25 protein-coding genes are annotated in these 23,440 nt (G+C 60.3%); 11 read left to right on the top strand and 14 right to left on the bottom strand.

What is annotated here, in order from left to right; all coding sequences use genetic code 11:
* The 4 genes from AC1RPZ_RS14420 to AC1RPZ_RS14405 all read left to right on the top strand — a co-directional run bounded on the left by AC1RPZ_RS14420 (position 1) and on the right by AC1RPZ_RS14405 (position 3,940).
* Positions 1 to 1,023 carry an ABC transporter permease gene (locus tag AC1RPZ_RS14420; protein ID WP_493137703.1) on the top strand — a complete coding sequence of 341 codons (1,023 nt, stop codon included), beginning with the start codon at positions 1 to 3 and terminating at the stop codon, positions 1,021 to 1,023.
* A gap of 326 nt (positions 1,024 to 1,349) precedes the next feature.
* Positions 1,350 to 1,754, top strand: coding sequence for a TraR/DksA family transcriptional regulator (locus tag AC1RPZ_RS14415; RefSeq protein ID WP_019691009.1), 405 nt, complete (start codon positions 1,350 to 1,352; stop codon positions 1,752 to 1,754).
* 236 nt (positions 1,755 to 1,990) lie between these two features.
* Positions 1,991 to 3,601: a methyl-accepting chemotaxis protein gene (locus AC1RPZ_RS14410; RefSeq protein WP_493137702.1), complete on the top strand. Its 1,611-nt coding sequence runs from the start codon at positions 1,991 to 1,993 to the stop codon at positions 3,599 to 3,601.
* 135 nt (positions 3,602 to 3,736) lie between these two features.
* Entirely contained in the window at positions 3,737 to 3,940 is a 204-nt protein-coding gene (locus AC1RPZ_RS14405; RefSeq protein WP_493137701.1) for a hypothetical protein, read from the top strand.
* A gap of 42 nt (positions 3,941 to 3,982) precedes the next feature.
* Here the strand turns inward: AC1RPZ_RS14405 and AC1RPZ_RS14400 are convergent, their stop codons facing one another.
* Both AC1RPZ_RS14400 and AC1RPZ_RS14395 read right to left on the bottom strand, forming a co-directional pair.
* Positions 3,983 to 4,213, bottom strand: a complete 231-nt coding sequence (locus tag AC1RPZ_RS14400) for a hypothetical protein (RefSeq protein WP_493137700.1) — start codon at positions 4,211 to 4,213, stop codon at positions 3,983 to 3,985.
* Positions 4,214 to 4,372: 159 nt separating this feature from the next.
* Positions 4,373 to 4,564 carry a hypothetical protein gene (locus AC1RPZ_RS14395; RefSeq protein WP_493137699.1) on the bottom strand — a complete coding sequence of 64 codons (192 nt, stop codon included), beginning with the start codon at positions 4,562 to 4,564 and terminating at the stop codon, positions 4,373 to 4,375.
* A 410-nt stretch (positions 4,565 to 4,974) separates the two neighbouring features.
* On the opposite strand from AC1RPZ_RS14395, the gene AC1RPZ_RS14390 reads away from it, so the two are divergent.
* From AC1RPZ_RS14390 to AC1RPZ_RS14375, 4 genes are all read left to right on the top strand, one after another.
* Entirely contained in the window at positions 4,975 to 5,445 is a 471-nt protein-coding gene (locus tag AC1RPZ_RS14390) for a hypothetical protein (RefSeq protein WP_493137698.1), read from the top strand.
* Positions 5,446 to 5,649, top strand: a complete 204-nt coding sequence (locus tag AC1RPZ_RS14385; RefSeq protein WP_493137697.1) for a hypothetical protein — start codon at positions 5,446 to 5,448, stop codon at positions 5,647 to 5,649.
* A gap of 119 nt (positions 5,650 to 5,768) precedes the next feature.
* Positions 5,769 to 6,782: an ABC transporter substrate-binding protein gene (locus tag AC1RPZ_RS14380; RefSeq protein ID WP_493137696.1), complete on the top strand. Its 1,014-nt coding sequence runs from the start codon at positions 5,769 to 5,771 to the stop codon at positions 6,780 to 6,782.
* A gap of 137 nt (positions 6,783 to 6,919) precedes the next feature.
* Positions 6,920 to 7,357 (top strand): DUF3995 domain-containing protein, encoded by a 438-nt coding sequence (locus AC1RPZ_RS14375; RefSeq protein WP_493137695.1) that lies wholly within the window; start codon positions 6,920 to 6,922, stop codon positions 7,355 to 7,357.
* A gap of 143 nt (positions 7,358 to 7,500) precedes the next feature.
* Here the strand turns inward: AC1RPZ_RS14375 and AC1RPZ_RS14370 are convergent, their stop codons facing one another.
* The 7 genes from AC1RPZ_RS14370 to AC1RPZ_RS14340 form a co-directional block, all read right to left on the bottom strand.
* Positions 7,501 to 7,869, bottom strand: coding sequence for a Na+/H+ antiporter subunit G (locus AC1RPZ_RS14370; RefSeq protein ID WP_493137694.1), 369 nt, complete (start codon positions 7,867 to 7,869; stop codon positions 7,501 to 7,503).
* Positions 7,866 to 8,144, bottom strand: a complete 279-nt coding sequence (locus AC1RPZ_RS14365; protein ID WP_493137693.1) for a K+/H+ antiporter subunit F — start codon at positions 8,142 to 8,144, stop codon at positions 7,866 to 7,868. The genes AC1RPZ_RS14370 and AC1RPZ_RS14365 overlap by 4 nt, the downstream gene beginning before the upstream one ends.
* Positions 8,141 to 8,629: a Na+/H+ antiporter subunit E gene (locus AC1RPZ_RS14360; RefSeq protein WP_493137692.1), complete on the bottom strand. Its 489-nt coding sequence runs from the start codon at positions 8,627 to 8,629 to the stop codon at positions 8,141 to 8,143. Before AC1RPZ_RS14360 ends, AC1RPZ_RS14365 begins: the two co-directional genes overlap by 4 nt.
* A complete protein-coding gene (locus AC1RPZ_RS14355; RefSeq protein WP_493137691.1) occupies positions 8,626 to 10,311 on the bottom strand; it encodes a monovalent cation/H+ antiporter subunit D in 1,686 nt (561 codons plus the stop codon). Before AC1RPZ_RS14355 ends, AC1RPZ_RS14360 begins: the two co-directional genes overlap by 4 nt.
* Positions 10,308 to 10,652 carry a Na+/H+ antiporter subunit C gene (locus tag AC1RPZ_RS14350; protein ID WP_003202835.1) on the bottom strand — a complete coding sequence of 115 codons (345 nt, stop codon included), beginning with the start codon at positions 10,650 to 10,652 and terminating at the stop codon, positions 10,308 to 10,310. Before AC1RPZ_RS14350 ends, AC1RPZ_RS14355 begins: the two co-directional genes overlap by 4 nt.
* Positions 10,652 to 13,570: a monovalent cation/H+ antiporter subunit A gene (locus AC1RPZ_RS14345; RefSeq protein WP_493137690.1), complete on the bottom strand. Its 2,919-nt coding sequence runs from the start codon at positions 13,568 to 13,570 to the stop codon at positions 10,652 to 10,654. The genes AC1RPZ_RS14350 and AC1RPZ_RS14345 overlap by 1 nt, the downstream gene beginning before the upstream one ends.
* Before the next feature lie 272 nt (positions 13,571 to 13,842).
* The gene (locus tag AC1RPZ_RS14340) at positions 13,843 to 14,868 is read right to left on the bottom strand and encodes a DMT family transporter (protein ID WP_493137689.1); all 1,026 of its coding nucleotides are present in this window, start codon (positions 14,866 to 14,868) and stop codon (positions 13,843 to 13,845) included.
* Here AC1RPZ_RS14340 and AC1RPZ_RS14335 point away from each other — a divergent pair.
* On the top strand, positions 14,863 to 15,426 hold the full coding sequence (locus AC1RPZ_RS14335) for a helix-turn-helix domain-containing protein (protein ID WP_493137688.1): 564 nt from the start codon (positions 14,863 to 14,865) through the stop codon (positions 15,424 to 15,426). The genes AC1RPZ_RS14340 and AC1RPZ_RS14335 overlap by 6 nt on opposite strands.
* Positions 15,427 to 15,494: 68 nt before the next feature.
* Positions 15,495 to 16,922, top strand: a complete 1,428-nt coding sequence (locus AC1RPZ_RS14330) for an FAD/NAD(P)-binding protein (protein ID WP_493137687.1) — start codon at positions 15,495 to 15,497, stop codon at positions 16,920 to 16,922.
* Positions 16,923 to 16,940: 18 nt separating this feature from the next.
* On the opposite strand, the gene AC1RPZ_RS14325 is transcribed toward AC1RPZ_RS14330, so the two are convergent.
* The 3 genes from AC1RPZ_RS14325 to AC1RPZ_RS14315 form a co-directional block, all read right to left on the bottom strand.
* Positions 16,941 to 18,056: a Gfo/Idh/MocA family protein gene (locus AC1RPZ_RS14325; RefSeq protein WP_493137686.1), complete on the bottom strand. Its 1,116-nt coding sequence runs from the start codon at positions 18,054 to 18,056 to the stop codon at positions 16,941 to 16,943.
* 159 nt (positions 18,057 to 18,215) lie between these two features.
* A complete protein-coding gene (locus tag AC1RPZ_RS14320; protein WP_071555042.1) occupies positions 18,216 to 18,983 on the bottom strand; it encodes an SDR family oxidoreductase in 768 nt (255 codons plus the stop codon).
* Between the two features lie 38 nt (positions 18,984 to 19,021).
* Positions 19,022 to 20,089: a phosphotransferase family protein gene (locus AC1RPZ_RS14315; RefSeq protein ID WP_493137685.1), complete on the bottom strand. Its 1,068-nt coding sequence runs from the start codon at positions 20,087 to 20,089 to the stop codon at positions 19,022 to 19,024.
* Positions 20,090 to 20,278: 189 nt separating this feature from the next.
* On the opposite strand from AC1RPZ_RS14315, the gene AC1RPZ_RS14310 reads away from it, so the two are divergent.
* Positions 20,279 to 20,671 (top strand): DUF4280 domain-containing protein, encoded by a 393-nt coding sequence (locus AC1RPZ_RS14310; protein ID WP_054596762.1) that lies wholly within the window; start codon positions 20,279 to 20,281, stop codon positions 20,669 to 20,671.
* A gap of 201 nt (positions 20,672 to 20,872) precedes the next feature.
* Here the strand turns inward: AC1RPZ_RS14310 and AC1RPZ_RS14305 are convergent, their stop codons facing one another.
* Both AC1RPZ_RS14305 and AC1RPZ_RS14300 read right to left on the bottom strand, forming a co-directional pair.
* Complete coding sequence (locus AC1RPZ_RS14305) at positions 20,873 to 21,415, bottom strand: toxin-antitoxin system YwqK family antitoxin (protein ID WP_493137684.1); 543 nt, start codon at positions 21,413 to 21,415, stop codon at positions 20,873 to 20,875.
* A gap of 13 nt (positions 21,416 to 21,428) precedes the next feature.
* On the bottom strand, positions 21,429 to 23,438 hold the full coding sequence (locus AC1RPZ_RS14300; RefSeq protein WP_493137683.1) for a type VI secretion system Vgr family protein: 2,010 nt from the start codon (positions 23,436 to 23,438) through the stop codon (positions 21,429 to 21,431).
* Positions 23,439 to 23,440: the final 2 nt, after the last annotated feature.

Below are 23,440 nucleotides of genomic sequence, written 5' to 3'. Positions count from 1 at the left end.
ATGAACGCGATACTGGAAAACAAGCCTGCAACGGTGCCGGTCAAGAGTCGTCGGCGCTTACCGACCGAGCTGAGCATCTTTCTGGTGCTGATCGGCATTGGTCTGGTCTTTGAAGTGTTCGGCTGGATTGTGCGTGACCAGAGCTTTTTGATGAACTCCCAGCGGCTGGTCTTGATGATTCTGCAAGTGTCGATCATCGGCCTGCTGGCGATTGGCGTGACCCAGGTGATCATCACCACCGGCATCGACCTGTCGTCGGGCTCGGTGCTGGCCTTATCGGCGATGATCGCCGCCAGCCTGGCGCAGACCTCGGATTTCGCTCGAGCGGTGTTTCCGTCGCTGACCAACTTGCCGGTGTGGATACCGGTGATTGCCGGGCTCGGCGTCGGGCTGCTGGCGGGGGCAATCAACGGCAGCATCATTGCCATCACCGGGATTCCACCGTTCATTGCCACCTTGGGCATGATGGTCTCGGCCCGTGGTCTGGCGCGTTACTACACCGAAGGCCAGCCAGTGAGCATGCTCTCGGATTCCTACACGGCCATCGGCCACGGCGCGATGCCGGTGATCATTTTTCTGGTGGTGGCGGTGATCTTCCACATCGCGCTGCGCTACACCAAGTACGGCAAGTACACCTACGCCATCGGCGGCAACATGCAGGCGGCGCGCACGTCCGGGATCAACGTCAAACGCCATCTGGTGATCGTCTACAGCATCGCCGGGTTGCTGGCGGGACTGGCGGGCGTGGTGGCGTCGGCCCGTGCCGCAACCGGGCAGGCCGGGATGGGCATGTCGTATGAACTGGACGCGATTGCCGCCGCGGTCATCGGTGGTACCAGCCTGGCGGGCGGCGTGGGGCGCATTACCGGCACGGTGATTGGCGCGCTGATCCTCGGGGTGATGGCCAGCGGGTTCACCTTCGTCGGCGTCGATGCCTACATTCAGGACATCATCAAAGGCTTGATCATCGTGGTCGCGGTGGTCATCGACCAATACCGCAACAAGCGCAAACTCAAGCGCTGATCCCCAGGCAAAACAAGAAATGCGCCACGCCTGACCTGCGTGGCGTAGCCGTTTGTCTTCTATATACAGCCGCTCGATTGAATTTCTTGCTATAAACGCACTCCGATAACCGCTTCAAAGCTTGCCATAGAGCAATTCAAGGGCTTTGTCGGACAAATTCCCTGTCTTTTCAGTTGCTGAGGCTGCAAGTCGGCCTTAGACTGCCGCCCCTCGTAAATTGAGTGCCGGGTGGCGCTTGGAATGTATGGCGCCTTTCCGAGGCCTTGCAGGTCGACCGGAAAGCTCCCTGATTCGCCTTAATGCACGTATTTTTTATAGAGAAATCAATGACAAAGGAAAAGTTGCTGGCCATGCCGGCGGATGACTACATGAATGCCGAGCAACAGGCTTTTTTCACCGAGCTGTTGCAAGCCATGAAAGTGGAAACCCACGAGCGCATCGAACAGAACCGCATCGCCATTGAAAGCCTGGATACCCCGGCGGACCCGGCTGACGCGGCTTCGGTCGAAGAAGAGCGCACCTGGCTGGTCAACGCCATTGATCGTGATCAGCGCATGCTGCCTCAGCTGGAAAGAGCGCTGGAACGTATCGGCGACGACACCTTCGGTTGGTGCGACGACAGCGGCGAGCCGATCGGCCTGAAACGCCTGCTGATCAGCCCGACCACCAAGTACTGCATCGAAGCTCAAGAGCGTCACGAGCAAATCGACAAGCACCAGCGTCAGGCCTGATTCTGTGTGACGGCCAATTAATCATTGGCTGTCGTTAAAAGATCGCAGCCTGCGGCAGCTCCTACGCGGTATCGCATATACCCGTAGGAGCTGCCGCAGGCTGCGATCTTTGCATTCGCGTGCCCGCACTTCTATTGATCTGCTTCGAGCACCACGACTAATGGACCATAGATAATGGCCTTCTAGTGGCGTTTAATGCAGTCACAACAAATAGAAGACGCAGTGGGGTAACGAACATGACAACAGACGGGTCTCTGGCTGGCGCAGCAGCGCAATCGCTGGTTTCACCCCAGGCTGATGCGCGCTGGCGGGTGCCCGCTCTGCAAAGCGTCGCCCTGATGCTGTTGCTGTGCGCCTTGGCACTCGGTGGCTGGTCGCTTTACCTCTGCCTGCCCTTGGCGGTGCTGATTATATGGCTGCCCCGTCTGCGCTCGCGGGCAACCGTCGATGCTCCCGTCGCCGACACTTCCAGTGCGATCACCGAACTGACCCGCGATCTTTCTTATTCCACCAGTCATAACGCGTTGTCTGCCGCGGGCGTGGCCTATTCGGTCAAGCAACTGGCCGGCAAGCTGCAATCGCAACTCGATGCCGCCGCACAGATCGTCAGCAACGCCGAAGTGATGATCGAGACGGAGAAGGCAACTTCGCAACTCAGCCAGCAAGCCTTGAGCGCCGCCAGTGAAGCCCACCAGAGCAGTGTCCAGGGAAGCACCGTGCTGGCCGAATCCATTACGCGGATGCATCAACTCAGCGCGCGCGCCAACGACAGCCGTGAGCTGATCGAGGCCTTGAGTGTGCGCAGTGAAGACATCCAGCGAGTCACGCTGGTGATTCAGACAATCGCCAGCCAGACCAATCTGCTGGCGCTGAATGCGGCGATTGAAGCAGCGCGGGCCGGGGAGCACGGCCGTGGATTTGCGGTGGTCGCCGATGAAGTTCGCGGGTTGGCCGGGCGCACCGCAGCGGCTACGGGAGAGGTCGGGTTGATGGTCGCCGATATCCAGCAGCGTACGGCGCAGGTGGTCGAGCAGATTCGTCAGCTGTCCAACGACCTGAACAGCGGTGTCGAGCAAGTCGAACACACCGGGCAACATCTGCAAAACATCGCCCGACTGGCCGCTGGAGTTGAAACCCAGGTCAGTGAAATCGCCAGCGGCTCAAGCAATAATCACCAACAGTTGGACAGCCTGTTTCACGCCGTCGAGCAAATGCGCAGCGATCTGACGGTCAGCGATCAGCAAACCCGGCACCTGGCCCAAGCGGCGGTGCAAATGGAAGGTCAGGCCGAAACCATCAGCGAACGCCTCGCCGAAGTTGGACTGGACGACTACCACCAACGGATCTATGACCTGGCACGCGAAGGCGCGAGTCAAATCGCGGCACGTTTCGAGCAGGACATCGACCAGGCGCGCGTCAGTCTGGAGGACCTGTTCGACCGCAACTATCAGGCAATCCCCAACACAGCGCCGACCAAGTACCAGACCCGTTTTGATCGCTATGCCGATCAGGTATTGCCGGGGATTCAGGAGCCATTGCTCAAGCGTCATGAAGGTCTGGTGTTTGCGATCGCCTGTACCCAGCAAGGCTATGTGCCGACGCATAACGCGTTGTTCTGTCAACCACTGACCGGCGACGTGCAGTTGGATACGCTGCAAAACCGCACCAAACGCAAATTCAGCGACCGTACCGGAATCCGCTGTGGCAGCCATCAGCAGGCCGTGCTACTTCAGACCTATACTCGTGATACGGGCGAATTGATGCATGACCTGTCGGTTCCGATCATGCTCAAAGGACGGCACTGGGGTGGATTGAGGTTGGGCTACAAACCTGAAAATCCACATTAAGGCTGTTCCTGGAGGCAGGTGATCGTTACCGGTTATGCAAGGAAATTGTGCAAGCAAGCCGCTATTTCCAGAGGGAGGGACTCATTAATATTCCTGGAATGTTAGGAGGCTAATGATGGTTTCCGAGGTGCTCTCATGCAAAGTAAAGTCGATGTGGCGGTGATGATTGGCAGTGGCGTGCCTGCCGGATTGCGGGCGAAGGGGCAAAGCGTGTGCTGGGTCGTCTTGCTCAATGGCGAGCAACGTGGCACTGCATTCTCCAGCCGCAATGAAGCCGAAGAGTGCAAGGCTGCCTGGCTGGCGCAACTGAACGCCGAACAGCCTGACAGCCTGCATTAAATCGTTTTTGCTAATGAGTTTGCTGAAATCGCGATCTGTCGATCAGGCGTTCAGCGCGCCTCCATCAACGGCAAGCTTCAGCGCTTTGGCAGATTCCATGGCAGCGGCTGCGGCGACGTCCGGGGTTTTGAACCAACGATCTTTCTCGACCTGGTGGTAAGTCACGGTGGTCAGCGGCGGTTTGGCGCGCATTACAATGACGGCCTGGAATTCACCGTCGACTTCTCTGGCTTCGCCCCAAATAAAAAACTCGCCGATATCAAATTCGGTCACGTGCGCCTTCCCTTGGAAATTATTCTGTAGTTTTCAACGCAGCCCGCCGAAGGGGCTGAGTTTCAATGGTCGGGCAGTATGGCAGTTGTTGCTTGTCGGCGGCGCAGTTAAGTCATCGGTGTGACGAAACGACTGCGTCGGCAAATGCACTGCGGTGTGTCAGAGGCCGGCTTCGAAGTTTCTGGCGAGGGCGCAGGCTTCGTTGTGGTCACCACGGAAACCTCTTACACGACCAGTCGCAGTTTCTTTGATATGGAAAAAACGGTTACCCGCCAGAACCACCTGATAACGCAGATGAGCGCTATAGGTAAGGGTGTTTGGGTCCTGGGCAGGGCGGGTCTGCGTGCTCATATGAAGTCCTTTTCTATGGTTTGCCGACGGTTGCACGTCGCTTTAGGTAGTCTAGGAGCGCATGGCTGCTCTAGAATCGCCTCCACTGGTTGGAGGTTCATGCTCATCTAAAGCAATTTTTTTCTGGCGATATGTCAGAAAAGTGCTTTTTTAAAAGAGTTTTCTCCCTAAAGTTGATAGTCCAGTATTCTCTGGCCGTTAGAAGGGCGTTTTCTCTCACCCTCTGACGACCGCCCGAGAAGACGGCGAGAGTAGGGTTCCAGTAGTCTTCCCCTGCCTTGCGATGAAGGAGCTTTCTGCTTACTTCACGGTTTCAGCTGGGTTCATTGTTGCGACATTTTCGGCATGACCGTTTTTTGCTGCCTGTTTTTTCTGCGGGTAGCGTCATTTTCAGATGTGGGGATGTTTCCTTGGCAGTAAGTAATCTCGATATGCATGCTTTGTTCGTGCTGGGTGACCTGCGTGCAAAGCTGGTCAAACAGTTTCAATCACGTTTCGTTTACATCACCGAGCAGACCCCTGAAGGCATTTACATCGCCGAGATCGACACCGAGTCGGCACTGGTGGTGGATGACAAGCCTCGCCTGGAGCTCAAAGTCGGCGATCATTTCCGCGCTGCGGTATTGCCGAGCCGCGAAGGTGGCAAATTCGAAATCAAGTTTCGCGAGATCAAACTGACGGTCTACGGCCTCGGTGATTACGCGTTCGTGACCACAGCAGAAGGTCAGGCGATTTTGTTCAAGGAAGGCCATAGCGTGGTGACGGTGTTTGCCGCTCACGAACAGCTACAGGAAGGTCTGACCAAAACCTTGAAAGCGGTGACCGGTAAAGCTGCCAAGTGGCGCAAAGGCGAGCTCACAACGTTCAAGGCCAGTGAGTAAATGAGCCTGTCCCGGGCTGACTTCCATGAGCAGAACCTCGACAGTGCTCGCGTACGCGCTCAGCGCTTGTTCGCTCAGAAGGCTGTTCTGCAGGGCGCCTGGCTGAGCTGGGTGGCATCACAGATCTACTCCTTGCGTCCGGCGGAGTACGCCAGCATGGTGCGAAGGGAGTTGCAGCACTTGCAGGACGCTTCTGAAAATTGATCGTTGGACCTCGAACGCAGAAACCTCTACTACAGTCAGTTGACTGAGTATTCGCAGGCTTGCGGCCATAGTGCGCAAAGCCGCTCTGCCATTGCTGTGAACAGCACGAGGTGCAAAGCATGAAAGGTTTTCGACTGTTGCTGGGAAGTCTGCTGGCCACTGTGGGTCTGCTGGCGTCGCCCATGATTGTGACGGCCGCCCCGGCCCCGATCCACTTCGCTGACCTGAACTGGGAAAGCGGCAGTCTGATCACCGACATTTTGCGGATCATTGTCGAGAAGGGCTACGGCCTGCCGACCGATACTTTGCCGGGTACCACCATCACCCTGGAAACCGCGTTGGCCAACAATGACATTCAGGTCATTGGCGAAGAGTGGGCCGGTCGCAGTCCGGTTTGGGTCAAGGCCGAGGCAGACGGCAAGGTGGCGAGTATCGGCGATACGGTCAAAGGCGCAACCGAAGGCTGGTGGGTGCCGGAGTACGTGATCAAGGGCGATCCGGCCAAAGGCATCAAGCCACTGGCGCCGGACTTGCGCAGCGTGTCGGACCTGCCGCGTTACAAGGATGTCTTCAGTGATCCGGAAAGCCCCGGCAAAGGGCGCTTTCTCAATAGCCCGATCGGTTGGACCTCGGAAGTGGTCAACAAGCAGAAGCTCACGGCCTATGGCCTGACGGACAGTTACGTGAATTTTCGCAGCGGTTCCGGCGCGGCGCTGGATGCAGAAATTACCTCGTCCATTCGCCGTGGCAAGCCGGTGCTGTTTTATTACTGGTCGCCAACCCCACTGCTCGGACGCTTCAAGCTGATTCAGCTGGAAGAACCACCGTTCGATGCCGAGGCCTGGAAGACCCTGACCGATGCCGATAATCCCAATCCGAAACCAACACGCTCGTTGCCCTCGAAACTGTCAATTGGGGTGTCCGCGCCTTTCCAGAAACAGTATCCGCAGGTGACTGAGTTTTTCAGCAAGGTCGACCTGCCTATCGGACCTTTGAACAAGGCCCTGGCCAAAATGAGCGAGAAGCACACACCGCCGCGTCAAGCCGCCGAAGCCTTCATGAAGGCGCATCCGGAGGTCTGGCGTGCGTGGCTGCCCAAAGACGTGGCAGACAAGGTGTCTGCCAGCCTGTAGCGCACCCAGGCGATCAATGAGCAGTCGGTTCGGGCGAATTTCATGAGGTGTGACTTCAACATTGCCGTGGAACAAAGCGCTGACAAAAACTCTGGTCTAGGCTGTGGTTTCTGCTATCGACTCAAGGAACCCCGCTTATGACGTTTGTGCTTGCTCAATGGATTGTCGCCACGTTTTTGCTGATCAGCCTGATCCATTTGTACTGGGCGCTCGGCGGCCGATGGGCCAGTGACGCGGTGGTGCCGCAGGTACGAGACGGCGCGGGCGAAGGACTGCGCCCGGCTTTCAAGCCTTCAACGCTGGCAACCCTGGCGGTGGCTGTGGGGTTGCTGCTGATAGCCTTGATGGTGAGCCTGCGGGTCGGCCTGTTTGTGCCGGCAGTCGGGCACTGGTCGCTGCAATGGCTGATCAGTGCAATTGCCTTGCTGATGTTTGCCCGCGCAATCGGTGATTCGAACCTGGTCGGCTTTTTCAAGGAGCAGGCCGGGTCGAAGTTTGCCCGCCTCGACACCTGGGCCTATTCACCGCTGTGCGTGGTGTTGGGGGCGGGGTTGTTGGCTGTGGCGTGGACTTGAGGCGAGCGGGCTATCGCCTTCGCGAGCAAGCCCGCCCCCACACTGGATTTGCTGTGTACACATAATCTCAACCCGACGCAGTTCAAATGTGGGGGCGGGCTTGCTCGCGAAGAGGCCTTCCCATTCAACACAACCCTTTGCAATCAACGCTCGCTTTCAGTCCGTCGACTACTGACCTCGGCCGGCACATCATCCCCGGCCATGCGCTTGCGGAACAACGCCGCACGCGCCAGCAGCAGGGTGGTCACCGGCATGGTGATCGACAGCAGTATCGGGATCAGCCAGGCGTGCAACACCGGACTGGATTTGAGTGCCGAGAAATAGATGATCGAAGCCAGTGCCACGCACCAGGCGCCCAAGGTCGATGCCAGAGCTGGCGGGTGCATGCGCCGAAAGTAATCCTTCAAACGCAGCAAACCGATGGCACCGATCAACGCGAACAGGCTGCTGACCACCAGCAGGATCGCCACCGGGATCTCGACCCACAGAGACAATTCGCCAAATTCATTCATTCGATCACCTCGCCACGCAGCAGGAATTTCGCCAGGGCAAACGAGCCGACGAAGCCGAACAGTGCGATCAGCAGCGCCGCTTCGAAGTAGGTGTCACTGGCATAGCGGATCCCCAGCACCAGCATCATCAGCATGGCGAGGATGTACAGGTAATCCAGCGCCAGAACCCGGTCCTGTGCCGACGGGCCTTTGAACAGGCGGATCAACGTCAGCGCCATCGCCAGCGAGAACATGAACAGGCTGAACAGAACCGCATTCGAGAGCAGGGCGCTCATTCGAAGATCTCCATCAAGGGGCGCTCATAAGTCAGCTTGTAGTGCTGGATGAAGTGCGCTTCGTCATCCAGATCGAACACATGCAACAGCAGAATGCTGCGATCCAGCGCCAGTTCCGACCAGACCGTGCCGGGAATCACCGTGGTGATCATCGACAACGCGGCCAGGCCGTTGGCGTCACGCAGGTCCAGCGGCACCTTGATGAACTTCGAGTGTGGCGGCCGTCGGCCAGCGTTCAACACGCCCCACGCAACCGCGAGATTGGACGCCAGCACGTCGCGCCCGACCTGGAAGAACAGGCGCAGGATCACCCCGGGACGACGAATACGGATCGGCAGCGGTCGCAGCTTGCGCATCATCAACGGTGCGCAGAAACCCAATATCGCGCCCAGTAGCAGGTTGCCGGGGCTGATGGACAGGTTCAGCACCAGCCACAGGACCCAAAGCGCCAACGACAACCAGGGAGCCGGAAACAGTCGCTTCATGGTTGCACCTCCTGCATCGTGGTTTTGGCTTCGGGGCTGGGTATGGCGCGGGTGCCGAGCACCGCCATCACGTATTGCTGCGGATGATTCAAAGTATCGGCGGCCGCCTGGGTGTAGCGCATCAGCGGTTCGGCCTTGAAGGTCAGCAAAATACTCAAGCCCAACAAGGCAAAAATCGGCACGCATTCCAGGCGTCGCAGCACCGGCGACGGGCGCTCTGCCGGCGTCCAGAAGCGCTGGATGCCCAGGCGCGAGAAGGCGATCAACGAGGCCAGCCCGGACAGGATCAACAGCGCCAGCAGGCTCCACGCGGCGTTCGATATCGGCTGCTCACCCGAGGCACCGAGGCCTAACGGGTTGAGCAGGGCGCTGAGCAAACCGAGCTTGCCGATAAACCCGGAGAGTGGCGGCATGCCGATGATCAGCAGCGCGCAGGCAATGAAACTCAAGCCCAGGAAGGCCATGGTCCAGGGAATCACCTGCCCGACCACGGCTTTCTGCTCGTCGTCGAGGTTGATGCCTTTGGTCGGCGGCGAGGATTCCGGCGGTCGTGGCAGCGCTTCGATTTCGTCGTCCAGCGGCAACTCGATGGCCGTACGCGAGCGCTCGATCAGTTCCGTCAGCAGGAACAACGCGCTCAGCGCCAGGGTTGAGCTGACGAGATAGAACAGCGCCGCACCGATCAGGCTAGGCTGGGCGAAACCGATGGCTGACAGCAGGATGCCCGCCGACACCAGAATGCTCAGGCTGGCCATGCGCTCCAGTCGCTGCGCGGCCAGAATCGCCAACGCGGCGCAGACAATCGTCGCCATGCCGCCGTAGGTCAGCCAGTCGCCACCAAAGTACGCCGAAGCGCCGGCCTGGCCGGAGAACAGCAGGGTCCACAGGCGCAGCAAAGTGTAGACGCCAACCTTGGTCATGATTGCGAACATCGCCGCCACCGGGGCGCTGGCCGAGGAGTAGGCCGGCACCAGCCAGAAGTTCAGCGGCCACATCCCGGCCTTGGCCAGGAACGCCACGGCCAGAATCGCCGCGCCGGCATGCAGCAAGCCGCGATCGGCTTCCGGCACCAGCGGGATCTTCAGCGCCAGGTCGGCCATGTTCAGGGTGCCGGTGACGCCATAGATCAACGCCGCGCCTATCAGGAACAGCGACGAGGCCAGCAGGTTGATCGAAATGTAATGCAGACCCGACGACACCCGGGCGCGGCCCGAGCCGTGCAGCATCAAACCGTAAGACGCTGCCAGCAACACTTCGAAAAACACGAAGAGGTTGAACAGGTCGGCGGTCAGAAAGGCCCCGTAGAGGCCCATCAGCTGAATCTGGAACAGCGCGTGGAAGCTTGCGCCGGCACGGTCCCAACGGGCCATGGCGAACACCAGGGCGCTGACGCCGATGATCCCGGTCAGCACCAGCATCAACGCCGACAGGCGATCGACCACCAGCACGATGCCGAACGGTGCTTGCCAGTTACCTGGCAGGTACACGCCGATCGAGCCGGGCACGCCTTGCGCTTGAGTCCATTGCAGCAACAGCACGGAAATGCCCAGGCCCAGCAGGCTGGAGAACAGGTTGATCCGGGCTTTGAGCGGGCGATGTTTTTCGCCGAGCATCAACATCAGGGCCGCCGTCAGCAACGGCAGCAGAATCGGTGCAGCGATCAGATGGGGCATTCCGCTCATTCTTTAGGCTCCCGGCCATCGACATGGTCGGTGCCGGTCAGTCCCCGGGACGCCAGCAGCACCACCAGGAACAATGCGGTCATGGCGAAACTGATGACGATGGCGGTGAGTACCAGCGCCTGGGGCAGCGGGTCGGTGTAATGCAGCAGGTCTTGCGGCACGCCGTCCTTGATGATCGGCTCCTTGCCGATGAACAGGCTGCCCATGCTGAAGATGAACAGGTTGACCCCGTAAGACAGCAGGCACAGGCCCATCACTACCTGAAAGGTCCGTGGGCGCAACACCAGCCAGACCCCGGAGGCCGCCAGTACGCCAATGGCAATTGCGATGACTTCCTCCATCAGACAGCTCCTGGCTTGGCAATGGGTTTGGGCTGGCTGCCCGGCTTGTGGCCACGCACCGATTGGTGCGCCAGGGCAGTCAGGATCAGCAGCGTCGAACCCACCACCACGGCGTATACGCCAATGTCGAAGAACAGCGCGCTGGCGATATGAATCTCGCCGAGCAACGGCAGCCCGAAGTGCCAGGTGTGAGTGGTCAGGAACGGATAACCGGCGACCATCGCCCCGAGGCCGGTGAGCGTGGCGAACAGCAGCCCGATGCCCATCCAGCGCACCGGTCGCAGGCTCATCTGCGCCTCGACCCACTGAGTGCCGGCGACCATGTATTGGAGGATGAACGCCACCGACATCACCAGACCCGCGACAAAACCGCCGCCGGGCTGATTGTGTCCACGCATGAACAGGTAAAACGACACCACCACTGCAATCGGCAGCAACAGCCGCACCAGCGCCGCCGGCACCATCATGAAACCCAGCGCGGTATCGCTGGCGTGACGCGGGTTGACCAGATCGGTGACCACGTCCGGTGCCAATAGCCGCTGTTGGGCGGGCAGTTGCATGCTTTCCTTCGGCGGGCGGAAGCGTCGCAGCAGGGCGAACACGGCCAGCGCGACGGCCACCAGCACGGTGATTTCACCGAGGGTGTCGAAGCCACGGAAGTCCACCAGCATCACGTTCACCACATTGCTGCCGCCGCCTTCGGGTAGCGCACGACTGAGGTAGAACGAAGAGATGTCGTTCGGCGTCTGGCGGGTCAGCATGGCGTAAGCGAGCAGCGCCATGCCGATGCCGACCGCGCTCGACAGCAGCAAGTCGCGCAGACGGCGAGCCCGTGCTTTCGGCACGCTGCCGGGCAGTGGCGAGACCTCTTCGATCCGCCGTGGCAGCCAGCGCAGACCCAGCAGAATCAGCACGGTGGTCACCACCTCGACTACCAGTTGGGTCAAGGCCAGGTCCGGTGCCGAGAACCAGACAAAGGTGATGCAGGTCATCATTCCGCAGACGCTGACCATGGTCAGGGCCGCGAGCCGGTGATACTTGGCTTGCCAGGCGGCGCCCAGTGCGCAGGCAATCGCCAGCAGCCAGAGGATGACGAAGACGATCGAACCTGAGATCTTCGGCCGATCGCCCCAGCTCAGGCCGCTGTGGAGCAGCGGAATCAAACCCGCCAACACCGCGACCAGCACCAGCAGGAACAACTGGGTTTGCAGACGCTGGGTGCTGACGTGCCGCTCAAGCCGTCGAGCCAGACGCATCATCACCACCAGGCTGCGCTCGAACAGGCGCTTGCCGTTGAGGCGGCCAATGATCGGTGGGTAGTTGAAGCGCCCGCGTTTGAGTTGGTTGCGTAGCAGCAGGTACACAACGATGCCGCCGGACATGGCGATCAGGCTCATGATCATGGGTGCATTGAGGCCGTGCCAGATTGCCAGGCTGTATTCGGGCAAGGTTCCGCCCACCACCGGCAGGGCCGCGGCGGCGAGCAACGGGCCGACCACCTGGGCCGGGAAGATCCCCACCACCAGGCAGGTGAACACCAGCAACTCCACCGGCGCACGCATCCAGCGCGGCGGCTCGTGCGGGGTGTGCGGCAGGTCGGTGGCGGTTGGGCCGAAGAACACATCAACGGTAAAGCGCAGCGAATAGGCGACGCTGAACGTACCGGCGATCGTCGCGACGATCGGCAGGGTCATCTCGACCCAGGCCGTGGCGTTGATGAACACAGTTTCGGCGAAGAACATCTCTTTCGAGAGGAAGCCATTGAGCAGCGGCACGCCGGCCATCGAGGCGCTGGCGACCATCGCCAGAGTGGCGGTGAACGGGATCAGCTTGATCAGACCGCTGAGCTTGCGAATGTCGCGGGTGCCGGTTTCGTGGTCGATGATCCCGGCGGCCATGAACAGCGAGGCCTTGAAGGTCGCGTGGTTGAGAATGTGGAACACCGCCGCGACGGCGGCCAGCGGGCTGTTCAGGCCCAGCAACAGGGTGATCAGGCCCAGATGGCTGATGGTCGAGTAGGCCAGCAGGCCCTTGAGGTCGTTCTGGAACATTGCGCAGTAAGCGCCGAGCAACAATGTACAAGCGCCGGCCCCGCTGACGATGTAGAACCATTCTTCACTGCCGGACAGCGACGGCCACAGCCGCGCCAGGAGAAACACTCCGGCCTTGACCATGGTCGCCGAGTGCAGATACGCCGAGACTGGTGTTGGCGCGGCCATCGCGTGGGGAAGCCAGAAGTGGAAGGGGAACTGGGCGCTTTTGCTCAACGCGCCAATCAGGATCAGCGGCAGCAGGATAGGGTACAGCGCATGGGCGCGAATCAGATCGCCGGCGGCCAGGACCTTGTCCAGGTCATAGCTGCCCACGACATGGCCGAGCAGCATGACCCCCGCCAGCAGGCATAAACCGCCGGCGCCGGTCACCATCAGTGCCATGTAGGCGCCACGGCGAGCATCGGCGCGGTGGTGCCAATAGCCGATCAACAGGAACGAGAAGAGGCTGGTCAGTTCCCAGAAGAACACCATCTGGATCAGGTTGCCGGAGATCACCAGTCCGAGCATGGCGCCCATGAATGCCAGAAAAAACGCAAAGAAACGCGGCACCGGGTCGTCCGGCGACATGTAATACCGAGCGTAGAGCGACACCAGCGTGCCGATGCCCAGCACCAGCATCGAGAACAGCCAGGCGAAACCGTCCATGCGCAGGACGAAATTCAAGCCCAGGCTCGGTAGCCAGAAGAACTCTTCGCGAATCACTCCACCCTGGGCGATCTGCGGGTACAGCAAAGCTACCTGGACGGTGCCGATGAGGGCGACCAGGCCTGCGAGTATTGATTCAGCGTTACGCGCGTTGTGCGGCAGCAAGGTCGCCAGACAGCTGCCAATAAAAGGCAGAAACAGTAGAACTATCAGGGACATAGGCTTCTAATCTGCGGAAGTTTGTGAGGGATCATACGTGCCGAGCCCCGGATCACCAACCGCCAAGCTGTGGCAGGATCCTACAAGGTAGGCTGAAAAAGCCTGATTCACATTGTTTCAAAGGACTGTGTCCGGTCGTTCGGACGCCATCGCGAGCAAGCTCGCTCCCACACTGGATATGTGTCGTGTCGCGATTGTGTGTACACACCCGGACCCTGTGGGAGCGAGCTTGCTCGCGATAGCTATTTTTCAAGCGCCGCAAATTTCACGCCTTAACCTTGTGCTTCCTGTTCCAACTCTTCTTCAGTCGCAGCAGCCTTACCCTTGGTCTTCAACTCACTCACGATCACCGCCGCAACAATCAATGCCGCGCCGAACAACGCCAGCCCCGGCAGCCGCTCGCCCGCAATGCGCCCGGCGATACCGGCCCAGACCGGTTCGCCGGCATAGATCAGCGTCGCGCGAGTCGGTGATACGCTTTTCTGTGCCCAGTTCATCGCTACCTGAATGGCCGCGCTGGCGCCGCCCAGACCCACTGCACTGGCCAGCAGCAACCAGGAAAAACCGGGAAGCGTTTCCTGAGTCGGCACGATCATCAAAAATGCCAGCACCGAGGTAGTCGCCAGTTGCACCACGGTGACCCGACGCACGTCGACTCGGCCCGCATAGGTGCTGATCAGGATGATCTCGGCGGCGATGGCGACGGCGCTGATCAGCGTGGCGATTTCCCCCGAGCTGAAATTCAACGACGCCCCGGCGGGGCCCGAGAGCAGCATCAACCCGGTAAACGCCAGCATGATGCCAATACTCGGCATCAACCCCGGTCGACGTCCCAGCACCAGCCATTGCAGCAAGGGCACGAACGGCACGTAAAGCGCGGTGATAAATGCTGATTGGCTGCTGAGGATGGTCTGCAAGCCGACGGTTTGCAGGCCATAGCCGAGCATGATCGCCACGCCAATGAATGCGCCGGCCTTGAGCTCGAACAGGGTCAGGTCACGCAGGCTGCGCCAGGAGAACAGCGCGACGATGCTCGCCGCTGCGGCAAAGCGCAGGCCGACGAAAAACATTGGCCCGCTGACGGTCATCGCATGTTGCACCAGCAGGAACGTCCCGCCCCAGACCATGGTGATCAGCACCAACACGCATTCAGCCTTGCTGAACCGCGAGAAAAAGGCAGAGGGTTTGGAAGTATTCAGCGACGTCATGGCCTTGCGCACTACCTGAGGGGGACGCACAATGCGCCCGAAGTTGGGCAGTATACTGCGCAAACCTACTAAGTGAGCAATATAGTGCACAAAGATTCCGGCCAACGGGCCTCCGTCCTTCAACACGTCAGCCAGAACGTCCGACGCCTGCGCCATGCCGCAGAATTGAGCCAGACTGCGTTGGCGGAAAAATCCGGAGTCAGCCGACGGATGCTGGTGGCCATCGAAGCCGGTGAGAAAAACGTCAGCCTGACCACCCTCGACCGGGTGGCCGAAGCATTGGACGTGGCGTTCAGCGACCTGATCCAGGCCCCCGAAGTGCGCGACCCAAGCCGCATCAACGAACTGGCGTGGGCCGGCTTGATCCCCGGCAGTAAAGCCGTGCTGTTGGCCAAGGCTAACGCCAGCCGTGAAGTCGAACTCTGGGAGTGGCGGCTGGAGCCGGGCGAGCAATACCTGTCGGAGCCCGATGCCGATGGCTGGAGTGAACAGCTGTATGTCTTCGAAGGCAGCCTGACGCTGGTGCTGGGGGACGAGGAACGCAGCCTTGCGACGGGTGAGTTCATCAGCTTCGCCAGTAACCGGCCCCACGCCTATCGAAATGATGGAGCGGTGGCAACGCGGTTTGTGCGTAATGTGGTGCTCTGAAACAGATCATCGGTCCCGATAGCCATCCAGTGATACATTTCTGACAAACACCGACCCGTGAGAACCGCATGACTGAAACCCCAGGCGGACAGGCAACAGACTCCATCCGCAACGCTGACATCCTGATCGTCGGCGGTGGCCTGAGCGGTGCGTTACTGGCCGCGCAGTTGATGCGCTTGCCCGGCAAGCGTCAGGTGCTGGTGATCGAACCTCGCGCCGAGTTGGGCCGGGGCGAGGCCTATAGCGCAGTTGAATTGGGCCACACGCTGAACGGCAATGCCGCGCGGATGAGTGTCGACCCGGACAACGCCGATGACCTGACCCAATGGCTGGGCGCATTTATTGCGAACGGCGGCTGGCCCGAGTCGGACCAGCAGTCAGTGCCGGTCGCCGAGTTGTTCCCGCCTCGGGGCATTTTCGGTTTGTATGTGCAGCAACGGTTGGCCGAAGCCCAGGCCGTCGGCGCACTGTATGGCTCAAGCGTCGAGCATGTGCGAGGGGAGGTGGTCGACCTGCAAACCGATGAACACGCCACGTTGCTGACGTTGAGTGACGGCACGCGGTTGCGCGGTGCTTTTGCGGTGTTGGCCACCGGTCTGTTCCCGGCTGCGCGAACGCCACAAACCGAATCCAGTGGCTTGAACGCCGCCGCCGTGGACCCTTGGGATGTGGCGGCGATGATGCAGCTGGGTCCGCAGTCGACGGTGCTGATCATCGGCTCGGGCCTGACCATGGTCGACGCGGTGGTGTCGCTGGAGCAGGCCGGGCATCGCGGACCGATCGAAGTGTTTTCCCGTCACGGCTTGTTGCCGCATGTGCGTCGGCAACCGCCGGCGTGGGTGGATTTTCTTGCTGAAGATCCTGGCATACGCAGCCCGCGTCAGCTGATGCACGAACTGCGACGCCATTGCCGTGCCGCGATGGCGGACGGTATCGACTGGCAGGCACCGCTGGATACCGTGCGGGCCCATATCGGGCGGTTGTGGAGCCAGGCAACGGACGTGCAGCGCCGGCAGTTCGTGCGGCATGTGCGGCCGTGGTGGGAAAGTCATCACCACCGATCGCCGCCCTTGAGTGCCGCGTTGGTGGCGCGTTTGCACCATGAAGGACGGCTGCGGATTCAGGCTGCGTCGTTCAAAGGACTGGCGCCCTCGGCGGATGGCCGGGTGAACATTCGGATTCGTCGTCGCGGGGAGTCTGAAGTGACAGTGGTCAGTGGCGATGCGCTGATCAACTCCAGCGGCATCGAATACGACTGGCGCCGGGTCGCCCGGCCGTTGCCACAGCAACTGTTGGCCCGCGGATTGATTCGTCCGGGGCCATTGGCGTTGGGGATCGCGGCGGATGCGGGCGGCGCAGTGCTGGATGCCGAGGGGCAGGTATCAACCCGCTTGTTCGCCATGGGCCCACCACTGCGCGGGATGTGGTGGGAGAGCACGGCGGTGACTGACGTGGCGAGTCAGGCCAAGGCGTTGGCGCAGCGATTGGTGCGCTGAGCTGGTGCGGTGCGGCGATCAGACCTCCCTGATATTGACCCAACGCTGTTCCCGCGCCGCCAATCGAATGGCCGTCGCCAGTCGCTCCACTTCAAAGGCTTGCTCGAAGTCAGTGCCGTTCTGGCCTTGCCCGGCCAAGGCCATGATCAGCTCATGGACTTCCAGCGTCTTCAACTCGTTGTAACCCAGTTGATGCCCCGGCGCCGGGCTGAACGCCGCGTAGCCGGGCAGGTTCGGCCCGGCCAGCAAGCGCTGGAAACCATCCTGGCCGACACGGCACAGGCGTAACTCATTCAAGCGCTCCTGATCGAACGCCAGGGTGCCCCGAGTGCCACTGATCTCGAAACTCAGGTGATTTTTGTAGCCGTGCTTGAGCCAACTGCTGCTGAAGGTTCCGCGCGCGCCGCTGGTGAAACGCAGCAGGGCGTGGGCCTGGTCGTCGACGGCAATGCTGCGTTGTTCCTGGCCGCCCGCTGCGGCCGGACGTTGGCGGTGCACAGTCTGGGTATCGGCGCACACGGCCTCGACATCGCCGAGCAGATAGCGCGCCATGGCCAGCAAATGGCTGCCCAGATCCGCCAGTGCGCCGCCGGCATGTTCGGCTTCACAACGCCACGACCAGGGTGACGCTGGGTCGGCCATGAAGTCTTCGCTGAATTCACCTTGAAAGCTGATGATCTCGCCCAAGTCGCCGTTTCGAATCAGGTCGCGGGCCAAACCAATGATCGGGTTGTGCTGGTAGTTGTAGCCCACGCGGGTGACCACGCCGGCCGCTTTGGCCGCCAGGTGCATGGCGTTGGCCTGTTCAAGACTGACCGCCAGCGGTTTTTCGCAGTACACCGATTTCCCGGCGGCGATAGCGGCCATGGCCATTGGGTAGTGCAGGTGGTTCGGTGTGGTGATGGCGATCAGGTTGACCTTGGGGTCGTCGATCAACTGCTGCCAGTCACTGTGGGCCTGCTCGAAGCCCCAGGCAGTGGCGCACGCTTTTGCGCGAACCGGATCGGCGTCGGCAAGGGCGGCGAGGCGAAGCGTGAAGGGCAGTTCGAAAGCCGCGCTGACATTGCGAAAGGCCAGGGCGTGGGCACGGCCCATGAAGCCTGTGCCGATAAGTCCGATTCCGAGTTCGCGCATAACAGGGTCCTTTGGGTTATTGTTTTCAGGATGCCTAGTTATGGAATATAAATTCGATTATTGCAATGTATGGAATTCATTTTCTCTCGTGTGGGTGAGGGTTGCGTCCATAAAAAAGGCAGCCCGAAGGCTGCCTGTCGTGGCGCATGTCCGGCTGAATCAGGACAGGAAACCACCGTCCACATTCAACGAAACCCCAGTCGTATAGCTCGACGCATCACTCGCCAGATACAACACTGCTCCAGCCATTTCACTCGGATCAGCCACACGCTTGAGCGGAATCTGCTGCAACGCAGTCTTCAGAATCGCGTCGTTCTTCACCAGCGCCGAGGCAAATTTGGTATCGGTCAGGCCCGGCAGGAGGGCGTTGCAGCGGATGCCGAATTGCGCGCACTCCTTGGCGAAGACCTTGGTCATGTTGATCACCGCGGCCTTGGTCACCGAGTAGATGCCCTGGAAGATCCCCGGCGAAATGCCATTGATCGAGGCGACGTTGATGATGCTGCCGCCACCGTTCTCGCGCATCAGCTTGCCGGCTTCCACCGACATGAAGAAGTAGCCGCGAATGTTGACGTCGACGGTTTTCTGGAAGGCGCTGAGGTCAGTGTCCAGTACGTTGCAGAACTGCGGGTTGGTCGCGGCGTTGTTGACCAGGATGTCCAGGCGTCCGAACTGTTCACGGATCCCGGCGAATACTTGAGTGATCTGTTCCATTTCACCGATGTGGCAGGCGACGGCGGTAGCTTTGCCGCCGTCAGCGATGATCGCATCGGCAACGTGCTGGCAACCGTCGAGTTTGCGGCTCGACACGATCACATGGGCGCCTTGCTGGGCCAGCAGTTTGGCGATGGCTTCACCGATGCCACGGCTGGCGCCGGAGACGAAAGCGATTTTACCGTCGAGGTCGAACAACTGAGTCTTGGACATGGTTTTTCCTTGTGAGGGGCGTAGCGCCAGATGCGCGATCAGAGGCTGGATTTCTGGATGACGTGCAGGCTCATCTGCTCCAGCAGTTTGTTCATGTGAATGAACTGCGCGAAGCGTTTGTCCTGGGTCTGGCCATGGAAGAAACGGTAGTAGATCTGCTGCACGATACCGGCCAGGCGGAACAGCCCGTAGGTGTAGTAGAAGTCGAAGTTGTCGATCTGGATCCCCGAGCGTTCGGCGTAGTAGTCGACGAATTCGCGACGGGTCAGCATGCCGGGTGCATGGCTCGGTTGGCGGCGCATCAGTTGTACCGGTGCCGGGTCGCCGGCTTCGATCCAGTAGGCGAGGGTATTGCCCAGGTCCATCAGCGGATCACCGAGGGTAGTCAGTTCCCAATCCAGTACGCCGATGATCTGCATCGGGTTGTTCGGGTCGAGGATCACATTGTCGAAGCGGTAGTCGTTGTGGACGATGCTCGACGTCGGGTGGTCGGCCGGCATCTTGTCGTTGAGCCAGGCCTTGACCGCTTCCCAGCTCGGCGCGTCAGGCGTCAGGGCTTTTTCGTAGCGCTCGCTCCAGCCACGAATTTGCCGCGCGACATAACCTTCTGGTTTGCCCAGGTCGGCCAGACCACAGGCCTGGTAATCGACTCGGTGCAGTTCGACGAACTTGTCGATGAAGCTTTTGCACAGGGCTTCGGTTTTGGCCGCGTCAAGGCCCAGTTCCGGTGGCAGTTCGGAGCGCAGGATGATCCCCTTGACCCGTTCCATCACATAGAACTCGGCACCGATCACCGATTCGTCGGTGCAGTGCACGTAGGCTTTCGGGCAGTACGGAAAACCGTCCTTGAGCTGATTGAGTATGCGAAATTCACGGCCCATGTCATGGGCGGACTTGGCCTTGTGGCCAAACGGTGGCCGACGCAGCACGAACTCCTGCTCGGGGTATTCGAGCAGGTACGTCAGGTTTGAAGCGCCACCTGGGAACTGGCTGATCTGTGGCAACCCGCTCAGGCCGGGAATGTGCGCCTTGAGGTACGGGTCGATCAGGCTGACATCGAGTTCTTCGCCTGAGCGAATGCGGGTGGACTGGTCATTAAGCGCCATGCTTATCCCTTCTGCTTATTTTGGAGGCCAGACATCATTGGCTAATCTAATGGCGCACCGGGGGCGCCACAAGCGCGGCAAGGTCTTATAGGTTAGCGTGTTGCCGGATAATCAGCGTTCCTGATGTGCAAGAACAGGCTCGGCGGACTATGGTTCAGAGGAGCACCGCCTCCAGGAAGGAGATTCGAAATGGGCTGTCCGCAAGTGTGCGCCACCGCGACCCTGCAATGCAGTTTCGGTGCGGCACCGGGGGTACTCAACGTGCTGCCGGTCAACCGCACGCTGACCGGGGGCATGCCGGCGGCGAACATCATGGATCACATTCCGCTGCTGAACATCATGCCGTTTGGCATGTGCATGAGTCCGGCCAATCCAATGGTCGCGGCCGCCACCGCCGCTGCCCTTGGGGTGCTGACACCGATGCCGTGCATCCCGGCCACCGCCGCCCCGTGGATGCCCGGTGCGCCGACTCTGTTGCTGGGGGGAATGCCTGCCCTCGACGCCAATTGCAGCTTGATGTGCAACTGGGGCGGGGTGATCAAGATCGCGATGCCGGGGCAGATGCAGATGCTTATCCCCTGACCCACACACGATTAAATGTGGGAGCGGGCTTGCTCGCGAAGGCGGCGTTTCAGTCACCATTGATGCTGGATTTTCCGGCCTCATCGCGAGCAGGCTCGCTCCCACACTGGATCGCCGTTGTACGCAATTACTCTGTTCAATGGAAATCCCCTGTGGGAGCGAGCTTGCTCGCGATGAGGCCATCAGATTCAATACAAGGCTTCAGGCTTGTGTCGGATCGGCCCAGCGCCGATACCACCAGCGCATCCGCGAGATCGGCTTACCCTCGGCGTCCAGTGGGCGTCCATCGCTGGCAAAGCCTTGCTCCGGTTCAAGCAGCTGACCGTTGAGGTAGCGGGCGTTGACGGCAGGTTTGCCGTTAGGATGAAAACGTTGGTAAACCCCTTCACGCACACCGTCGCGGTAAAACTCTATTTCAGCCACTTTTCCATCGGGAAAATAGTTGCTGGCTTCGCCATGCAGCAGGCCCCGGCGATACGTGGCTTTGCGTTGCAGCCAGCCCTGAGGGGCATAAAACGTCGCGATGCCCTGTAACTTGTCGTGCACGAAAGGCATCTGTGCCGACAGCTTGCCATTGGGGTGATACAGCAGACTCATCCCTTGCAGTTCGCCCTGGCTGTAATTCAAGGCGGCCTGGGGCTTACCGGCTTCCTTGATGTGTAGCGGACCTTCCAGCTGGCCGTCGAGCATTCGTCCGTCGAGTCGGCTGTCACCGCGTTCCAGTTCCAGTTTGTCCGATGACATCCTCTGTCGCTCCTCAATTGACCTTCACCAGTCCGCCCTTGATGGTCAGCATGCCGCCGCCGTCCACGGTCTGCTCGGCACCGCCCTTGTTCATCAGGCTGACCCCGGCGTCGTTGGTCAGGGTAGTGCCGGCCTTGTTTTCCAGAGAAGTACCGGCCTGATTGCTCAGGGAAGTGCCAGCCTTCTGACTGATCGAGGTGCTGGCCTGAGCCGCCAGATCGGCACCGCTCTTGATCGCGAAATTGCCGCCGCTTTGCAGGGTGAGGGTGCCGGTTACCTTGATGGTCAGGTTGCCGTCCACCGTCAGGCTGTAGTCGCCGGTGACCTTGTGTTCATAGTTGCCACCGGTACTGTGCTTCTGATCGGCGCCGACCTTGACCGTGCGGCTGTCTTTTACATCGAGGCTGTCGCTGCCGGTCTGGATCGTCACGCTGCGTTTGCCCTTTTCCAGGGTCACGGTCTCGTCGCCTTCCTTGACCGTCCGGGTGCGGGCGTTCTTTACCGTGAGGATCTCATCATGGCCGACGGTGGCGGTGGTGTCGTTGAGCACATTGATCTTGAAGTCCTTCTGCGCCTGCAGAAAAACCTCCTCGGCGTCCTTCTTGTCCTCGAAACGCAATTCGTTGAAACCGCCGCCACCTTTGGATGAGCGGGTCTTGATCCCGGACTGAGTTTGATTGGCCGGCAGCGCATAGGGCAGGGCGTTGTCGCCGTTATAAACGCAACCGGTCACCAGTGGCCGATCCGGGTCGCCGTCGATAAAAGTCACGATCACTTCCTGACCGATCCGTGGCACGAACTGCATGCCAAAACCCTTACCGCTCCAGGGCAGCACCACGCGCACCCAGCAGGAACTGCTTTCGTCGTTCTTGCCGTCGCGGTCCCAAGGGAACTGCAACTTGATCCGGCCGTACTCGTCGGTCCAGATTTCCTCGCCGGATTTGCCCACCACCACTGCAGTCTGGGTGTGCATCCGCGGTTTGGGCGTGATCCGCGCCGGACGATAAGGTGTGGCTTTGGGGATGGCTTCGAAGCGGTTGCGGTAGTTGTCATGACTGGCCTCATGCGTCACCGCCGTCACCACCCAATCGATATTCAGTGCTGCGTCATCGTGGCCGGCCAAGGTGAACCAGTGCCCCGGCACCAACCAACGGCAATCGCTCTCGCCGACAAAGCGCTTTTCCTGACTGCGCAAGCCGTCCACCCGCTGCTTGGTCAGCGCATCACCGCGAGCTTTGGCGGTGTAACCGCCCGGATGTTCATAGATCGAACGCGGTCCGGCCACTGCTTCGGCCTGACCATACAGCGAAGTACTCGGTGTGGTGAACTCATAATCCGTCGCCCGATACACCCCGGCCACCGCCTGCACACAGACTTGTCCGGAACGGATGCCATGCAATTCGCGCTCGCCCATTCGCTGTCCGAGATACGTCACCTTCGGTCCGTTGGGGATGGGCACGAAGGCATCGTTACTGTCTCCGAGCACCAGCGTGTGCTTGCCGTCTTCATGGGTGAAAAACCAGAAAATCCCTTCCTCTTCCAGCAACCGCGAAACGAAGGCGAAATCGGTTTCGCCGTACTGCACGCAGTATTCGCGGGGCGTGTAGCTGCCGGTGAGTTTCAACTGGAAATCGGTGAAACCGTGGGCCTTGAAGATTGTGGTGACGATGTCCGAGGTGCTGAGGTTCTGGAAGACGCGGTTGTTGCTGGCCAGGGTTAGCCACCAGAGCCATGGCCTCAAGACAAGCTGATAACGCTCAGCGGTTGCGTCGGCGGGGAGTTGGCGGATTTCGGCGACCAGTGCGTCGAAAGGACGGAGCATGGCGTCGTTGTGCAGGGAGGTGGTGACGTGAGTCGCAACGGCGCTGGTCAGGGTGAGGGAGGTGCCGTCGTTGAGGCCGTTGAGGGTTTGCGCGCCTAGGACGTTGAGGCCTTCTTCGCCGGACAGCGACTCAGGGTAAAGTGCCGACAGCGAGGTGGCGGTGAGGGAGAGGCTGGTGTTGCTGTCGGCGGTGCGTGGCATTG

This window comes from Pseudomonas sp. GW822-FHT02D10, from assembly GCF_058802345.1.
Note: the sequence above shows the minus strand (reverse complement) of the source record. Positions and strands in the feature narration are given on the sequence as shown.

Bases quoted from the DNA above. Each gene is read 5' to 3' on its own strand.
- AC1RPZ_RS14380 (WP_493137696.1), top strand. From the start codon at position 5,769: ATGAAAGGTTTTCGACTGTTGCTGGGAAGTCTGCTGGCCACTGTGGGT.
- AC1RPZ_RS14375 (WP_493137695.1), top strand. From the start codon at position 6,920: ATGACGTTTGTGCTTGCTCAATGGATTGTCGCCACGTTTTTGCTGATC.
- AC1RPZ_RS14310 (WP_054596762.1), top strand. From the start codon at position 20,279: ATGGGCTGTCCGCAAGTGTGCGCCACCGCGACCCTGCAATGCAGTTTC.
- AC1RPZ_RS14330 (WP_493137687.1), top strand. From the start codon at position 15,495: ATGACTGAAACCCCAGGCGGACAGGCAACAGACTCCATCCGCAACGCT.
- AC1RPZ_RS14325 (WP_493137686.1), bottom strand. From the start codon at position 18,056: ATGCGCGAACTCGGAATCGGACTTATCGGCACAGGCTTCATGGGCCGT.
- AC1RPZ_RS14370 (WP_493137694.1), bottom strand. From the start codon at position 7,869: ATGAATGAATTTGGCGAATTGTCTCTGTGGGTCGAGATCCCGGTGGCG.
- AC1RPZ_RS14365 (WP_493137693.1), bottom strand. From the start codon at position 8,144: ATGAGCGCCCTGCTCTCGAATGCGGTTCTGTTCAGCCTGTTCATGTTC.
- AC1RPZ_RS14345 (WP_493137690.1), bottom strand. From the start codon at position 13,570: ATGTCCCTGATAGTTCTACTGTTTCTGCCTTTTATTGGCAGCTGTCTG.
- AC1RPZ_RS14305 (WP_493137684.1), bottom strand. From the start codon at position 21,415: ATGTCATCGGACAAACTGGAACTGGAACGCGGTGACAGCCGACTCGAC.
- AC1RPZ_RS14360 (WP_493137692.1), bottom strand. From the start codon at position 8,629: ATGAAGCGACTGTTTCCGGCTCCCTGGTTGTCGTTGGCGCTTTGGGTC.
- AC1RPZ_RS14420 (WP_493137703.1), top strand. From the start codon at position 1: ATGAACGCGATACTGGAAAACAAGCCTGCAACGGTGCCGGTCAAGAGT.
- AC1RPZ_RS14300 (WP_493137683.1), bottom strand. From the start codon at position 23,438: ATGCCACGCACCGCCGACAGCAACACCAGCCTCTCCCTCACCGCCACC.
- AC1RPZ_RS14410 (WP_493137702.1), top strand. From the start codon at position 1,991: ATGACAACAGACGGGTCTCTGGCTGGCGCAGCAGCGCAATCGCTGGTT.
- AC1RPZ_RS14385 (WP_493137697.1), top strand. From the start codon at position 5,446: ATGAGCCTGTCCCGGGCTGACTTCCATGAGCAGAACCTCGACAGTGCT.
- AC1RPZ_RS14350 (WP_003202835.1), bottom strand. From the start codon at position 10,652: ATGGAGGAAGTCATCGCAATTGCCATTGGCGTACTGGCGGCCTCCGGG.
- AC1RPZ_RS14320 (WP_071555042.1), bottom strand. From the start codon at position 18,983: ATGTCCAAGACTCAGTTGTTCGACCTCGACGGTAAAATCGCTTTCGTC.
- AC1RPZ_RS14405 (WP_493137701.1), top strand. From the start codon at position 3,737: ATGCAAAGTAAAGTCGATGTGGCGGTGATGATTGGCAGTGGCGTGCCT.
- AC1RPZ_RS14355 (WP_493137691.1), bottom strand. From the start codon at position 10,311: ATGAGCGGAATGCCCCATCTGATCGCTGCACCGATTCTGCTGCCGTTG.
- AC1RPZ_RS14315 (WP_493137685.1), bottom strand. From the start codon at position 20,089: ATGGCGCTTAATGACCAGTCCACCCGCATTCGCTCAGGCGAAGAACTC.
- AC1RPZ_RS14415 (WP_019691009.1), top strand. From the start codon at position 1,350: ATGACAAAGGAAAAGTTGCTGGCCATGCCGGCGGATGACTACATGAAT.
- AC1RPZ_RS14395 (WP_493137699.1), bottom strand. From the start codon at position 4,564: ATGAGCACGCAGACCCGCCCTGCCCAGGACCCAAACACCCTTACCTAT.